The organism is Bacillus sp. z26 (assembly GCF_058313635.1).
Genome location: NZ_JBZFQM010000002.1, coordinates 966,912 through 982,105, shown reverse-complemented (window position 1 = coordinate 982,105; position 15,194 = coordinate 966,912). Strand labels below are relative to the sequence as shown.

Below are 15,194 nucleotides of genomic sequence, written 5' to 3'. Positions count from 1 at the left end.
CCTGTGCGTTTGTTGTTATGGAAAATAGATAGGTGAAAAAAAGTGCACAGATTTTTTGCGTCTAGAAAAGTAATAAAAATTAAAACATTACCATCCAAGATGGTTTTCCTCCATAATGTAAATCTTATAAACATGAATTCCCCATATCATCATATTTATTAAATAAGTAGTAATGAGGGGGGATTGGGTGAGAGAAGACGAGCAGAAAGACTTAGAATATGCCATTGATGAAATAACGGAAGTCGCGGTCGGATTTGGACTGGATTTTTACCCAATGAGATATGAAATCTGCCCAAGTGAAATTATTTATACATTTGGGGCTTACGGGATGCCAACTCGATACTCTCATTGGAGTTTTGGTAAACAGTTTCACAAGATGAAGCTTCAGTATGATGTGGGCTTAAGTAAAATTTACGAGCTGGTTATTAACTCTAACCCATGTTATGCCTTTTTATTAGATTCCAATTCCTTGATTCAAAATAAGCTGATTGTAGCGCATGTACTGGCCCATTGTGATTTCTTTAAGAATAACGTTCGTTTTAAAAATACAAAGCGGGATATGGTTGAAAGTATGTCTGCCACAGCGGAAAGAATTAGGCAATATGAGATTGATCATGGCAAAATGGAGGTAGAAAAGTTTCTTGATTCTGTCCTGGCGATTGAGGAGCATATCGATCCATCACTTGTACGTCCAAAACTAAATTGGTCCATGGATGAAGCAGAAACCGATGAGGAATCACCTGATATCATTACTCCGTACGATGATTTATGGAATATAGGTAATAAGGAAACGGGTCCAAAGAAAAAGGCAAAGGTGAAAAAGTTTCCGCCGCAGCCAGAAAAGGATATACTCCTGTTTATTGAGCAATACAGCCGCAATCTGGAGGATTGGCAACGAGATATATTAACCATGATGCGTGAAGAAATGCTTTATTTTTGGCCGCAGCTCGAAACTAAAATCATGAACGAAGGCTGGGCGAGCTATTGGCATCAACGTATCCTCCGCGAGCTTGATTTAACGAGCGGTGAGTCAATTGAATTTGCAAAATTGAATGCAGGAGTGGTGCAGCCATCACGCACAGGCATCAACCCGTATTATTTAGGCATCAAGATGTTTGAGGATATTGAAGAACGGTATAACAACCCAGACGAAGAGATGAAAAGGCACGGTGTTAAACCAAATTCAGGCCGAGAGAAAATGTTTGAAGTGCGGGAGATTGAATCGGATATCAGCTTCATACGTAACTACCTGACAAAGGATCTGGTCATGCGTGAGGATATGTATCTGTTCCAGAAAAAAGGACGCGATTATAAGATTGTCGATAAGCAATGGAAAGCGGTACGAGATCAGCTTGTCGGCATGCGAGTTAACGGAGGGTTCCCTTATATAACGGTGAATGATGGGGACTATTTGAAAAATGGGGAACTTTACCTGAAGCATTGGTTTGAGGATATTGAGCTGGATGTAAAATACCTAGAGAAAGTCTTGCCGCATATGCATTATCTATGGGGGCGTACGGTTCATATGGAAACGATACTAGAGGGAAAAGGAATCCTCTTCAGTTATGATGGGAAGAGCGTAAGTCGGAAGTATGTATGAGTAATGAGAAGAAGCCAATCGGGGATTGGCTTTTTCTTATTTTTATGTTCAGAAAGATTATACCTTGTTATTTAAATACATATCTAGAACGTTATTAAACACAAATGAGGGCAATCGATTTTTTATTAAAGGGGAAGGTTAACGAAAAGAGACAAACGGAATCGATGGTAATTTAATCAAACATCAACATTATTGTTTAATGGGACCAAATAAAAGAAAACCGTTAGCTAGCCTGACACGGTTTTTATCTTTCTAATTCCATTATTCTAGTTGTCGCTAAAGGTCAATAGGATAACTTACCCCATTATTTTTTAGGATTCAACGGGTCGGGTCAGGGACAACAAACTTCACATCATGTTCCTTGCATCTGGTGTTACTCAACACATTTTTTACCTTATCGGTATACCGCTCCTCTAACCAATCTCTTGTGAAAGAATTCGTCGCTGAGACGAAGAGAGTATCTTCTGTTTCTTTGATTAGATACGTATCTCTTAACCAAGCATTGAAACTGGGCTCACTGATGTCATCTGATAAGCTTTCTAAAGCTTCACTCCAGATTTCGTTTGTTACCGAATTTAAAGAAGTATCTGTTTTGATTTCTGGATTCACTTTCATATAAGCCGCTAACATCTTATCGAGCAGATATCCAAAATTCTCATAATAGCCAGAATCGATCTCAAACAAGATTTGTTCCTTTTGAGGAAAATCGATTTGCACCATGAATAGCTTGAAGACCGTTCGTACCTCAGCCACTTGGAGAAGTGATACTAACACATCCTTGTTATTATATATGAGTTCCATCTCTTTCTTCGTAAGCATCCCTTTCCATCCCATCCTTAAGAAATTAATAAGTCAAGTATATCGGAACCAGTGTATAAACTCTTGACGGTTATACTATTCCTGATTAACCTTTGTAAATTCGATTGACTCGCCACTTGTAAAATCAAGCTCGCGGAGGATTCTCTAAACAGTATCACTAAAAAAGAGGATATTTTTAAGCTTCTTTATTCTGTTAACGCCCCTGTTTGTTTAAGTACGTTTCTTCACAAACTTGCTTTATACTCTTCATTCATTACAGGAATGCATCCCTTTTGTGAAAAAAGCTATAATCACAGATCCTAATAGAAGTAATCTCCTTTGCAGCAGAGAAATAAAGGATAATATTATTAATACTTCTCTAGAAATCAACTTCATAAATATTTGTTTATTTAAAAAGTTTTTATCTATTTTAAAAGCTTTTTTACTAAATCTACTATTTCGTTGTAATCGTTATAACTAATTTGTTTATTACTTGTTAAATCTGTTACTTCAAAATGCTTCAAAGTATGAAGGTAACGTACTCTTACTTTAGGTATATTATTTTTGGTAAATACTTCTTCAATTTCACAATCAGGAAATGTCTCCATAGTTTTCAGCATTTTTAGTATGTGATTTGTTGTTGGCATTGCTTCACCTCTTCGGCTGGTAATAAATGAAAATAAACTGATACCCAATTAAATGAAATAGTGTGTCTGATCATAATCTATCCAATGACCTATCGACCAAGGCCTTCAAACGGTGTAACAATCAAATAAAGACTACACATTAATCCTTTTATTATTAGTAATAATTTGTTGCATTTAAATATGAGTTCATTCAATAAAAAAGAGTTGAATTTTCTTCAGCTCCCTCTTTACTACTCTTACTTCTGGAAAATAATCATAGATATTATCGCCCGAATAGTTAATTTCAAGAATGGTTTTCTCTGAATTGGCTTCCAACCATTCTGTAATACGTTTTGTTTTATTTGGTAAAACAACTATTTAATAACTTCAATACTTATTGAATTTGCTTTTCCTAATATCTATAATGATCCTTTCTGTCATAATGTACTTCTTATATGAGGTATTACTCTTTAATAAACGTCTATTCCATTCCAGAGTTGAGATAATTCAACAGTGTTTTGTTTAGGAAGTAGGAATCGAAAATTAAACATAATTGTTTCGACCACTTTCATATAATTGCAGTGGTAAATTTCTGTTTTTGTATTGTTTATCATATCGATAATTTTATAAGAACCATATGAATAATAAATAATAATAGTTGGAGAGTCATTTTTGCAAAAAACTTCTACGATAGTGGTTTCGCGAAACATATACAAAGTTTTTAACCTAGTTATTATAAGATGGCAAGTCGAACGCATACGTATAAATCCCCTTCGTATTTTCGATGATAAGTCCCATATTTATAATTAAGATTGCAAACTATAAACAAAACTTTCTAACAGTTTTTATTTGAATTCTTTCCCTTTATCAATATAAAATGTTAACAGATCTAGTAAACAACACGAGTCGGCTAACATATCATTTATCATCATTATTATAACTGGATAGGTTTTTTCTTCAATCCACAATAAAACAGATATGTATTAGTATTCAACATTCCGTAAAAAGTGTTGAAAAAAACACGTTAAAAAGATTAAAAAGTCGGGGTGCTTATGCTATGAAACTTAAAAAAGAAGATCGGAGAGTAATCAGAACTAAAAGGGATTTGAAAGATGCTTTTTTTACTTTATTAAACGAAAAGAATGATATCGAAAAGGTATCAATTGTTGATATAACGGAAAAAGCCAATTATAATCGAGCAACTTTTTATGTCCATTATCTGGATAAACAATCATTAATCGACGAAATTATTGATGAAACACTCGATGGTTTTCTTGCCGCCTTTAGAGAGCCTTATAAACAAATAAAAACTCTCGAATTAGATAAGGTTTCCATACAAGCAATTCAAATATTCAAATACATTGAAGATAATTCGGAAATTTTCAGATTGTTATTTACTAATAAGGCATTTAAGGGGTTTAATAAAAAATTCAGTAGTGTACTGGAGGAATTATTCCTAACTGAAGTAAGCTACTGCGACAATCAATCCCAATATTTCGAAAAAATTAACAAGGAATTATTTGTTCGTGCACAGTCTTACTCTATGATAGGAATTATCTCCTATTGGGTTGAACACAATTTTATCTATTCAGCCGATTTTATGAACGAACAACTACTAATGATTACTAGGTATTATGATTCAACTAAGATAACGTTTGTTAAACCATAAAATATATGGAATTTCCCATATATTTTATGGTTTTTATTCCGCTAACCTGTCCCTTTACTTCCATAAGGAATTCAACACAAAAAGGCATTAATCCTTCCTGGATTAACGCCACATTAGCTGAATAAGAATTACGGCAAAAGTATTTTTGGGAAATCTTTTGCGGTTGCATTGAATTTATTTACCCCAAATAATTTTTGTGCCTTTTTTTCCAAATCAGCAATTGTTTGATCGAAGGGATTATCAGTTAATTGAAAAATAATTCCCTTATTATTAACTTCCTTTATTTTTTTCCAAGGAAATTCATAAAATAAATCTCCATTATTTAAGTAATCTACAAAGACTTGAGAAAAGTAGTTAAGCCAAAAGACACCTAGAATTCTTTCTTTTAATGTTCCTGTTTTATGCTGCCTTTCCTGTACTTCTTCTTCGGATACATAACCATAAATAGCTTCGAAACATTCCACTAACTCTTCAAACAATGGCACATTATCGTTCTTAATTTGATTAAATACTTTTTTGTTCAAATAAATAGTTAAGTGGTTCAGACTTAATTCAGTCGGATGCAACCACCAATGAATGTCAAACCAACATCCCTTACTCTTCCCTAGCATACCGCCTGTTTTTCCAAGCGATTTATTCGTTGCAATATCATAAATACCAGGTTCTTCTTTCGTCCACATATCGATGGCATCTTCAATTGTAAAAAGCTTTTTAATTGGTTCAAATAATCCGATTTTCTCTATATCCAGTCCATTTTTGTTCATTAAATCAAAAAAAATATTTGCGTATTTTTCAGAACCAATATGCTTAATTGAAAAAATATCTATAAAAATTCCCATTGTACCACCTCAGTACAAACAAACTATATTCTTTATTTCTATATTCCAGTATCAAAGTCCTTCTTATTACACTAATCTGCCCCTTTAGCAGCATAAGAGAAGACAGTCATACGACAGCCTTAATTCTCTGCTATTGCTTGAATTTCTAAGTGAGTTTTTTCATTTATATACAACTTCTAACTTAATCTAAATGTAGTGTTGATACCTGTTCAATAAATGAATCCATAATCTTTTAGGCTCTCCAGTTAATTCATTTTGTCCAATCCCCAAAGATCATCAAAATATTCAGAGTTTCTCCTAAAGTCCGATTAACAGTGAAATCAGGCTTTTTTAAGATCCTTAGAAGAACGAAGGCTGGGCGAGCTATTGGCATCAACGTATCCTCCGCGAGCTTGATTTAACGAGCGGTGAGTCAATTGAATTTGCGAAATTGAATGCAGGAGTTGTGCAGCCATTAAGAACAAGCATTAACCCATATTATCTGGGCATCAAAATGTTTGAGGATATTGAAGAAAGATATAACAATCCTGATGAAGAGATGAGAAAACGCGGGGTTCAACCAAATTCAGGCCGAGAGAAAATGTTTGAAGTGAGGGAGATTGAATCGGATATCTCCTTCCTCCGCAATTACCTCACAAAGGATTTGGTCATGCGTGAAGATATGTATCTGTTCCAGAAAAAAGATCGCTACTATAAAATTGTCGATAAGCAATGGAAAGCGGTACGTGATCAGCTCGTCAGCATGCGAGTAAATGGTGGATTCCCGTATATCACGGTCAATGACGGAGATTATCTAAAAAATGGAGAGTTATACCTAAAGCATTGGTTTGAAGATATTGAGCTTGATGTGAAATACCTGGAGAAGGTTCTGCCTCATCTTCACAATCTATGGGGGCGAACGGTTCATATGGAAACCATATTGGAAGGCAAGGGGATTTTGTTTAGTTATGATGGGAAGAGTGTGAGTCGGAAGTATGTATAAAAGGTAAAGGAGAGCCAATGTATTGGTTCTCCTTTCTTCATTTTAAGATTTCTTGGGTAAACGGCTGAGTTCATTTAAATGTTGTAAATGTTCTAATCCCCATATTTGCATTGCGAGTAGGACGGAATTTAACTTCAGGCCATATTCCGTCTTTGAATACTCAACACGTGGCGGTACTTCGGCATACACTTCACGATGTACAATGTCATGATATTCTAATTCACGTAGTTGATTCGTTAACATTTTCTTAGAGATGTCTGGAATGGCTCGTTGTAATTCGCTGAAACGTAACTTTTCGTTATTTGATAAATGGAAAAGGATAACAGGCTTCCATTTTCCAACAATTATATCCATAGCAATTTCAATGTTGGCACAATTATCTCTATTATGTGTGACTGTTTTTGTTTCCAATTTCAATCATTCCTTTTAGAAAGCTCATCAAATCCAATAGTTTCTTTAAAGTAACTATGTATATTTGAAGTGCCTACTTTTTTTTATTACCCTAGGGTTTATAATACCATTATAAGTAAGTTGAATATATAGAATTTACTGAAAAATAAAAATATTTAATAACCATAAGGAGGAATTATAAATGTCTGGTGAAACTTTAAAAATCGGTATTATCCTAGGAAGTACTCGTGAAGGTCGAAACAGTCCACAAGTAGGTGATTGGGTGAAATCATTAGCAGATGAACGTGATGATGCTACATTTGAAATTATCGATATCGCAGAATTTGATTTACCATTCTTCGGTACAACAGCGATGGACGATGAACGTATCATCAAATGGAATCAAACGATAGGAGCATATGATGGTTTTATTTTTATTGTCCAGGAATATAACCACAGCATTACCGGTGCCTTGAAAAATGCACTGGATCTAGCACGGGAACCTTGGAACAACAAAGCAGCGGGTATCGTTTCTTATGGAGCAGTTGGTGGAGCGCGCGCAGCAGAACATTTACGAGGTATTTTAGGTGAATTAGCCATAGCTGATGTACGTACACATCCAGCACTTTCAGTATTCACAGACTTTTCAGATCATTTTACTTTCAAGCCAACTGACATACACGTTCCAGTTGTTGAAACAATGTTAAATGAAGTCATATCTTGGAGTGCAGCATTAAAAACAGTTCGTGACTAACTGTTTTGAGGTAGGTTTTAATGGTAAATTATCCACTTCCAATATTACGTGCAGAAGAAACTCCATAGCGAGGCAATTCGCATTTTCGCATTCATGTCACTCAGTTGAACTTGTACTAGGTAAAGCAGAAGGACCAGTAATGCCTCCACAATTTATGACTGAAAAGAATGACTTTTCTCCTTTACAGCTTGTCTGATTATATTCTTTATATCATTTAATATTTTTCTTCTTCTCGGTGAGATTGTTGGTGTATCAATTAAGCAAGGAAGACATCAAGATGTTTGAGGATATTGAAGAAAGATATAATAATCCTGATGAAGAGATGAGAAAACGCGGGGTTAAACCAAATTCAGGCCGAGAGAAAATGTTTGAAGTGAGGGAGATTGGATATCTCCTTCCTCCGCAATTACCTCACAAAGGATTTGGTCATGCGTGAAGATATGTATCTGTTCCAGAAAAAAGGTCGCGACTATAAAATTGTCGATAAGCAATGGAAAGCGGTACGTGATCAGCTCGTCAGCATGCGCGTAAATGGCGGGTTCCCGTATATCACGGTGAATGACGGAGATTACCTGAAAAATGGAGAGCTGTATCTAAAGCATTGGTTTGAAGATATTGAGCTCGATGTAAAATACCTGGAGAAGGTTCTGCCTCATCTTCACAATCTATGGGGGCGAACGGTTCATATGGAAACGATATTGGAAGGCAAGGGGATTTTGTTTAGTTATGATGGGAAGAGTGTGAGTAGGAAGTATGTATAGAAGGGAAAGGAGAACCGAAAAGACGGTTCTCTTTTCTTTGGTGTGATAACATTTTTCAAGAATCAACAACTAGATATATATAGATATTATCTAGTTTTTTGGTGCTTTTCATTAAGATGGGTTTAGTGCGAAATATGAAAAAGTGAGTAATTACTCACTTTTTATTGAAAGGAACTCAACCAGGGATTATAATCAATGTGAGTGAGTAAACACTTACTTTTGGAAGGAGGACTACATAATGAGTGAAGCTAATGCTATTCAAGTTCAAGGAGTCACAAAAAGTTTCAGCAAAAAAGTGGTATTAAAAGATATCAACTTAGATATTAAACAAGGGAGTATTTATGGTTTTATAGGGCCTTCAGGAGCTGGAAAAACCACCTTGATAAAAATGATTGTTGGAATGGATGTTCCTGATAAAGGTTCTGTCTATTTATTAGGTGAAAAAATGCCTAATTTAAATATCCTGCAAAAAATTGGATATATGGCACAATCAGATGCATTATATGAGGCTCTTACTGGTAAGGAAAATCTTATGTTTTTCGCATCGCTCTTTAAGTTAGACAAAACTGAAAAACAGAAACGGATTGCCTATGCAGCACAATTAGTTAACTTGACCGCAGACCTTAATAAAAGAGTGTCAGCGTACTCAGGAGGTATGAAACGTCGATTATCTCTTGCAATCGCTTTAATTCAAAATCCCCAAGTTTTGATATTAGACGAACCTACTGTGGGAATAGACCCTGAATTAAGATTAAGTATTTGGAATGAGCTGTTAAGATTGAAAAACGAGGAAGGCAAAACGATTATTGTAACGACTCACGTAATGGATGAAGCTGAAAAATGTGATTATATCGCAATGGTTAGAGATGGTTCATTCATAGCATCTGGCACACCTCGCCAATTGAAAGAACAATATAATGTCAATAGTTTAGATGAGGTATTTTTGGATGCCGGGAGGAAAGTACAATGAGAACAGTAGCACTTATTAAGAGGATTTTATTACAAATACTAAGAGATAAACGTACACTGGCTCTTCTCTTTGTTGCTCCATTATTAGTATTAACACTAATGAACCTAGTCTTTAATGGAAATACCGTGGATCCTGTTTTGGGAGTTGCTAATGGGAATCAGAAAATTATCGAAAAATTAGAAGATGCAGATATTATAGTAAAGGAATATAACAAATTTTCTAATGTTAATGAAATGATACTTGATAAAGATTTAGATGGTTTTTTACAAGTGGAAGCCGATCAAACAACCTTAACTTTACTTAATGATGATCCTACAATAGCGAAAAGTTTAGAAATGAAAGTAAAGCAAATTGATACTCAAGCAAAGCAATTAAAATTGATGGGGACTAACGCAATACAGAGTGAATTGCTCTCACTAGATTCCTTGAACACAAATTATGTTTATGGCAGCAGTGAAACAGAGCTTTTTGATACCTTTAGTCCTATTTTAGTTGGGTTCTTTGTCTTCTTCTTCGTCTTCTTAATCTCTGGCATAGGCTTATTAAACGAAAGAACAACTGGCACGTTGGAGCGACTATTAGCAACACCTATTAAAAGAGGAGAGATTGTCGCAGGATACCTTGTTGGCTATGGTTTACTGGCATTGATACAGACTGTTATTATCGTTTTGTTTGCGATAAATGTATTGGATATGGTTTTAGTTGGTTCCATTTGGACGGTTATGTTAATCAATGTCATTATTGCTCTTGTGGCCTTGTCACTTGGAATATTATTATCTTCTTTCGCAAGTTCAGAGTTTCAGATGATTCAGTTCATACCGATCATTATTGTGCCACAAATATTCTTCTCGGGTATTTTCTCCATTGAGGGAATGGCGGATTGGCTACAAGTATTCGCAAACTTTATGCCGTTGTATTATGCAGCAGATGCGTTAAAAGGAGTAATGTACGAGGGTTTAAGTTTATCTGATATTAGTAGTAACCTATATATTCTATTGGCTTTTGCAGCAGTGTTTATCGTTTTAAATTTGTTTGCTTTGAAAAAGTATCGTAAGCTATAATACGGAAGCGATATAGCTTTAAACAAAGATGGTGGTTAAAATGGTAAATAATAATCTACTAGATGAAATGGCTAAAATACTTGAAAAATCCAATAAACAAACGGTTAAACAAAAGAAAATTATTGAGGTTGCTATTACGTCTTTTGCGGAAAAAGGATATTCAAATACATCAACATCTGAAATAGCTAAAAAAGCAGGTGTAGCAGAAGGAACAATATTTAAACATTATGGAACGAAGGAAAATTTATTGTTATCTATAATGATTCCTTTTCTAAAAGATTTCTTCCCTACGATGGTAGATGAACTCGTCGGTGAACTTATGAATGATAAGTATACATTTGAAGAGTTTTTAAGAGCTCTTGTAACAAACCGTAGTGCTTTTCTCTCTGAAAACAGAGAAATATTTCAGGTGTTCATTAAGGAAATATTTTATAAAGAGGAACTTAGAAACGAATTACTTCCTAATGTTCTGGAGATTGGATTTAATCATTTAATAAAAGTGATTGAGGTATATAAACAACGAGGCGAAATTAAAGACATATCAAACGATGTAATCCTTAAAATGCTCATCACAGTAATAGGTGGAATGTTTATTTCTAATTTTATATTGTTAAATAAACATTCCATTAGCGAGAATGAAATTGAGGAAGCTATATTTTTTATACTAAACGGGCTTGGACAATCTTCTCAATAGAAGATTTTACTGAAGCCACTGTGTAACAAAAGGCTTAAATAAGGATACTCTTTTCAGTAAAAAGCAGCTATTTTTTAGCTGCTTTTTTTATACAGAGTATTGTATGGGGTACATAGCAAAATGTTGTTGTGGTAATGCTCTTATGTAAAAAACCTGATTAGTAAAGAAATCAGGTTTTTTTGAGATCCTTAGGAGAACGAAGGCTGGCGAGCTACTGGCATCAACGCATCCTGCGTGAGCTTGATCTAATATGTGGGGAATCGATTAAATTTTCGAAACTCAATGCAGGAGTGGTGCAGCCATCAAGAATAGGCAGTAACCCATATTATCTGGGCATCGAGATGTTCGAGGATATAGAAGAACGCTATAACAACCCAGATGAAGAGATGAGAAGGTGCGGCGTTAAATTGAATTCAGGTTGTGAGAAAATGTCTGAAGTGCGGGAGATTGAATTGTATATCAGCTTCTCACGTAACTACCTGACAAAGGATCTGGTTATGCGTGAGGATACGTATCTGTTCCAGAAAAATGGCGCGACTATAAGATTGTCGATCAGCTATGGAAAGCGGTACATGATCAGCTCGTCAGCATGTGCGTGAATGGTGGATTCCCGGATATCACGGTGAATGACGGATATTATCTAAAAAATGGAGAGTTACACCTAAAGCATTGGTTTGAAGATATTGGGCTCGATGTGAAATGCCTGGAGAAGGTTCTGCCGCATTTGCATTTGGGGATGGACAGTTTATATAGAGACTATGTTGGAAGGCAAGGGGATTTTGTTTAGTTATGATGGGAAGAGCGTAAGTCGTAAATATGTGTAATTGATGAGAAGAAGCCAATCCCCGATTGGCTTCTTTTTTTACTTGTGAGCGGCCAACTAGTAAATATCTAGTCAAAACGCACAGTATTTCGTATATAAAATCACCGTGTTTTTTTTGTTGTTAAGTCAGGGTTTATATCGCTTTATTTATTTTTTCGCATATGAAACGCATTCTAAATTAAATGCTTGTAGAAATAAAAGGAAAATGAATGCGGGAATAAAAATAGAATAACATTATGTGATAAAATACCATTTATAAGTTATTAAAGTTAATTATAGGAGAATCCTAAAATGAAAAAGAAAATAAACTATATAATCTCACTTTTAATGATTATGTTTATGGTTGGTTGTACGAACGTAGAGGAAGGATCCGTTACAGATAGAGAAACGGATTCACAAGAAGTAACCACAGATAATACAAAAGAAAATAGCAAAAAAGAAGAAGAGAAAGAAGAAACTACCACTTCAGTTGTTGATAAACCAGTAGTAGAGGAACAAGTAGTTGATGAACCAGTATTAGAGGAAACACCAACCCATTCAAATGATGAACAGTTTTCAGGATACAAACGGATTGAAGTGGATGGTGGTGATTTGTCCGGATATCGTCAATCTAAAGTTGTCGTTGACATTGGATTTGGGGACCGTGAATATTGGGCATTTACGAATGAATACGGTCAATTAGTACGTGTCATTGCTGACGAAATCATTCTGCAAGATGACCGCAGCGAACCTGTAACATCGTCTGGTAGATATTACTCTGATGAGGCGAAGGTTCCTGGTGTCGAAAGTGCTGTTTTAGATGAAGGGCATATAATCGCTGATTCTCTCGGAGGGGTATCGAATGCGTATAATATTACCCCGCAAGAAAGTACACTCAACCGACATGGTGATCAAGCTTATATGGAAGACGCGATTCGTCGTGCAGGTGGAGCTACTAATTTTGAAGCAATTATCACATATCCGAATACGGAAACACAGATTCCTTCGCATTATAAGTATACCTATACTATAAGGGGCAACAAGATTGTTGATTCATTTGACAATGTGAATCCTGATGAAGTAAATGAATCACTAGGTCTAACAGGCAACAAACCTTCTCATTCAACCAATTCAAGCAATTCAACTAGTTCAAACACGAGTGGTGATATTTCTAGTGTTGATGCTAACGGTAATGGACAAGTAACGATTAAAGAAGCAAAAGATGCAGGTTTCAGTATGCCCATAACGAGTGACCATTGGTTATATCCTTATATGCGCGATAACGATAATGATGGAATGGTAGGGGAATAAGTAATTATAACTTTGAGGCAAACTAGATGAATGAAAGAATATTTTACTTATTGAACGATTCATAAGCTTGGGATATCCCAAGCTTATTTTTATTATTTTTTTATAGACGAGGTTTTATCACTAAATGAAACCAGTGAAATCGAAAGTTATTGAGTTTTCAATCAAGCATTATTCCAGAAAACACTACTAGCCTTTCCTTGCATTTCATTTATAGATTTAAGGAAATCGGCTGCAAAGAAAGAATTGGAAAATTGATTGGCGTATGGAGAGATATCGCCTTCCTTTTTGGAGAGAAGAAGCGCCATCAATGGTGTTGATTAATGATTGATTTAATTAAATAAAGAAAATGCTTTTAAAGACCATTAAAACCTCCGACTATTGTATTTGATGGTCTTTTCAATTTAATGTGTAAAGTTGTTATATAAGACATCTTCCTGCTTGAAAAGAAATAGCATAAAGGATAATATAAGTGTGTAATTATATAAGAGAATGATTATATAAGGTGGTATAAATATGAATCAAATGGAGGAAATGGCTCAATTGTTAAAAGCTGTAAGTGATTCAAATCGATTGAAATTACTGGCATGCCTTAAACATGGTGAAGTGTGTGTGTGTGATTTTGTCGATGTCTTACAAATCTCTCAGCCAGCGGTTAGTCAACAAGTGAAAAAACTAAAGGATGCTGGAATTATCCTGGAGAGAAAAAAAGGGACTTGGAAATATTGCCGTTTAAATGAGGTTCAAATGCCTTATATCCAAGCCATTATTGATCAGTTGGAACCTATCAACGCGAATTGTTGTTCAACTGATTGTGAACAAATTAAGGAGTAATGAGGAGGAGAAACCAAATGGAAGAAAGAAGTGTGACCCAAAAGCTATCATTCCTAGATCGCTATTTAACGTTATGGATTTTTGTCGCCATGGCGGTTGGTGTATTGATTGCCGTATTTGCGCCCAATTTTAAAAATGTAGTAGATACCATGTCTGTGGGGACTACTTCGATTCCAATTGCAATCGGATTGATCATCATGATGTATCCACCATTGGCAAAAGTTAAATATGAAGAAATGTGGCGTGTCTTTAAAGACTGGAAAGTATTATTGCTCTCCTTATTTCAAAACTGGCTGCTTGGTCCTGTTTTAATGTTCTTCTTAGCCATTATTTTCTTACATGATTATCCTGAATACATGGCTGGATTGATTATGATTGGCCTCGCCCGTTGTATCGCCATGGTTATTGTTTGGAACGACTTGGCACGCGGGGACCGAGAGTATGTAGCTGGGCTTGTGGCCTTTAACTCAGTATTCCAAATCTTATTTTATTCTGTATTCGCCTACTTTTTCTTGAACGTTCTACCAGGAGTGTTTGGCATGGAAAACCTAACAGTTGTAATTTCCATGTGGGAAATTACGAAAAGCGTATTGATTTATTTGGGAATTCCGTTTGTGGCAGGCATGTTGACTCGTTATATTGGACTGAAAGTTAAGGGAGAAAAATGGTATCAGGAAACCTTCTTACCTAAGATATCTCCATTTACCTTGATTGCCTTATTGTTTACGATTGTGATGATGTTCTCTTTAAAAGGGGAAAAAATTATTGAACTGCCATTGGATGCGATTCGGATAGCTATCCCATTATTAATCTATTTCTTGGTTATGTTCGCGGTATCATTTTTCGCATCCCGAAAAGCAGGTGCTTCCTATCCTGTTACGGCGTCCCTATCGTTTACAGCTGCTAGTAATAACTTTGAATTGGCGATTGCGGTAGCTGTTGCGGTATTTGGAATCAACAGCGGGGAAGCATTTGCTGCGGTCATTGGGCCACTCGTCGAAGTCCCTGTCCTCATCGCACTGGTAACTGTGGCACTTAGATGGGAAAAGAAATATTTCCGTACAATTAAGTTATAGAAACAACACACTAATTATCCAACCAGGAGA

The 15,194-nt window shown here is 35.5% G+C and carries 13 protein-coding genes and 3 pseudogenes; 12 read left to right on the top strand and 4 right to left on the bottom strand.

The features are described 5' to 3' along the window. The first annotated feature begins 187 nt into the window (after positions 1–187). On the top strand, positions 188–1,600 hold the full coding sequence (locus AC4G3K_RS10010) for a SpoVR family protein (RefSeq protein WP_491133214.1): 1,413 nt from the start codon (positions 188–190) through the stop codon (positions 1,598–1,600). Positions 1,601–1,918: 318 nt separating this feature from the next. Here AC4G3K_RS10010 and AC4G3K_RS10005 read toward each other — a convergent pair whose 3' ends face one another. Both AC4G3K_RS10005 and AC4G3K_RS10000 read right to left on the bottom strand, forming a co-directional pair. Continuing rightward, complete coding sequence (locus tag AC4G3K_RS10005) at positions 1,919–2,419, bottom strand: DnaA N-terminal domain-containing protein (protein WP_491133213.1); 501 nt, start codon at positions 2,417–2,419, stop codon at positions 1,919–1,921. Between the two features lie 404 nt (positions 2,420–2,823). Continuing rightward, complete coding sequence (locus AC4G3K_RS10000) at positions 2,824–3,045, bottom strand: hypothetical protein (protein ID WP_491133212.1); 222 nt, start codon at positions 3,043–3,045, stop codon at positions 2,824–2,826. A 1,036-nt stretch (positions 3,046–4,081) separates the two neighbouring features. Here AC4G3K_RS10000 and AC4G3K_RS09995 point away from each other — a divergent pair. Further along, on the top strand, positions 4,082–4,693 hold the full coding sequence (locus AC4G3K_RS09995) for a TetR/AcrR family transcriptional regulator (RefSeq protein ID WP_491133211.1): 612 nt from the start codon (positions 4,082–4,084) through the stop codon (positions 4,691–4,693). Between the two features lie 128 nt (positions 4,694–4,821). Here AC4G3K_RS09995 and AC4G3K_RS09990 read toward each other — a convergent pair whose 3' ends face one another. Continuing rightward, entirely contained in the window at positions 4,822–5,532 is a 711-nt protein-coding gene (locus AC4G3K_RS09990; protein ID WP_491133210.1) for a hypothetical protein, read from the bottom strand. 346 nt (positions 5,533–5,878) lie between these two features. Here AC4G3K_RS09990 and AC4G3K_RS09985 point away from each other — a divergent pair. Continuing rightward, positions 5,879–6,514 (top strand): annotated as a pseudogene (locus tag AC4G3K_RS09985) (SpoVR family protein); the annotation flags it as partial. Between the two features lie 42 nt (positions 6,515–6,556). Here AC4G3K_RS09985 and AC4G3K_RS09980 read toward each other — a convergent pair. Then, positions 6,557–6,925: a winged helix-turn-helix transcriptional regulator gene (locus AC4G3K_RS09980; RefSeq protein WP_491133209.1), complete on the bottom strand. Its 369-nt coding sequence runs from the start codon at positions 6,923–6,925 to the stop codon at positions 6,557–6,559. Positions 6,926–7,106: 181 nt separating this feature from the next. Between AC4G3K_RS09980 and AC4G3K_RS09975 the strand changes: the two genes are divergently transcribed. From AC4G3K_RS09975 to arsB, 9 genes and pseudogenes are all read left to right on the top strand, one after another. Next, complete coding sequence (locus AC4G3K_RS09975) at positions 7,107–7,658, top strand: NADPH-dependent FMN reductase (RefSeq protein WP_491076337.1); 552 nt, start codon at positions 7,107–7,109, stop codon at positions 7,656–7,658. Between the two features lie 271 nt (positions 7,659–7,929). Continuing rightward, positions 7,930–8,419: pseudogene (locus tag AC4G3K_RS09970) on the top strand (SpoVR family protein); the annotation flags it as partial. 238 nt (positions 8,420–8,657) lie between these two features. Beyond that, on the top strand, positions 8,658–9,389 hold the full coding sequence (locus AC4G3K_RS09965) for an ABC transporter ATP-binding protein (RefSeq protein ID WP_491076338.1): 732 nt from the start codon (positions 8,658–8,660) through the stop codon (positions 9,387–9,389). Beyond that, entirely contained in the window at positions 9,386–10,450 is a 1,065-nt protein-coding gene (locus AC4G3K_RS09960; RefSeq protein ID WP_491133208.1) for an ABC transporter permease, read from the top strand. The genes AC4G3K_RS09965 and AC4G3K_RS09960 overlap by 4 nt, the downstream gene beginning before the upstream one ends. Before the next feature lie 40 nt (positions 10,451–10,490). Then, positions 10,491–11,144, top strand: coding sequence for a TetR/AcrR family transcriptional regulator (locus AC4G3K_RS09955; RefSeq protein WP_491133207.1), 654 nt, complete (start codon positions 10,491–10,493; stop codon positions 11,142–11,144). A 195-nt stretch (positions 11,145–11,339) separates the two neighbouring features. Beyond that, positions 11,340–11,968, top strand: a pseudogene (locus AC4G3K_RS09950) (SpoVR family protein); the annotation flags it as partial. Positions 11,969–12,258: 290 nt separating this feature from the next. Beyond that, positions 12,259–13,257 (top strand): DNA/RNA non-specific endonuclease, encoded by a 999-nt coding sequence (locus AC4G3K_RS09945; RefSeq protein WP_491133206.1) that lies wholly within the window; start codon positions 12,259–12,261, stop codon positions 13,255–13,257. Between the two features lie 513 nt (positions 13,258–13,770). Continuing rightward, on the top strand, positions 13,771–14,088 hold the full coding sequence (locus tag AC4G3K_RS09940; protein ID WP_491133205.1) for an ArsR/SmtB family transcription factor: 318 nt from the start codon (positions 13,771–13,773) through the stop codon (positions 14,086–14,088). Positions 14,089–14,105: 17 nt separating this feature from the next. Further along, positions 14,106–15,164, top strand: a complete 1,059-nt coding sequence (gene arsB, locus AC4G3K_RS09935) for an ACR3 family arsenite efflux transporter (RefSeq protein ID WP_491133204.1) — start codon at positions 14,106–14,108, stop codon at positions 15,162–15,164. The last annotated feature ends 30 nt before the right edge of the window (positions 15,165–15,194 follow it).

Bases quoted from the DNA above. Each gene is read 5' to 3' on its own strand.
- arsB (WP_491133204.1), top strand. From the start codon at position 14,106: ATGGAAGAAAGAAGTGTGACCCAAAAGCTATCATTCCTAGATCGCTAT.
- AC4G3K_RS09955 (WP_491133207.1), top strand. From the start codon at position 10,491: ATGGTAAATAATAATCTACTAGATGAAATGGCTAAAATACTTGAAAAA.
- AC4G3K_RS10000 (WP_491133212.1), bottom strand. From the start codon at position 3,045: ATGCCAACAACAAATCACATACTAAAAATGCTGAAAACTATGGAGACA.
- AC4G3K_RS09995 (WP_491133211.1), top strand. From the start codon at position 4,082: ATGAAACTTAAAAAAGAAGATCGGAGAGTAATCAGAACTAAAAGGGAT.
- AC4G3K_RS09975 (WP_491076337.1), top strand. From the start codon at position 7,107: ATGTCTGGTGAAACTTTAAAAATCGGTATTATCCTAGGAAGTACTCGT.
- AC4G3K_RS09945 (WP_491133206.1), top strand. From the start codon at position 12,259: ATGAAAAAGAAAATAAACTATATAATCTCACTTTTAATGATTATGTTT.
- AC4G3K_RS09965 (WP_491076338.1), top strand. From the start codon at position 8,658: ATGAGTGAAGCTAATGCTATTCAAGTTCAAGGAGTCACAAAAAGTTTC.
- AC4G3K_RS10005 (WP_491133213.1), bottom strand. From the start codon at position 2,419: ATGCTTACGAAGAAAGAGATGGAACTCATATATAATAACAAGGATGTG.
- AC4G3K_RS09940 (WP_491133205.1), top strand. From the start codon at position 13,771: ATGAATCAAATGGAGGAAATGGCTCAATTGTTAAAAGCTGTAAGTGAT.
- AC4G3K_RS09990 (WP_491133210.1), bottom strand. From the start codon at position 5,532: ATGGGAATTTTTATAGATATTTTTTCAATTAAGCATATTGGTTCTGAA.
- AC4G3K_RS09960 (WP_491133208.1), top strand. From the start codon at position 9,386: ATGAGAACAGTAGCACTTATTAAGAGGATTTTATTACAAATACTAAGA.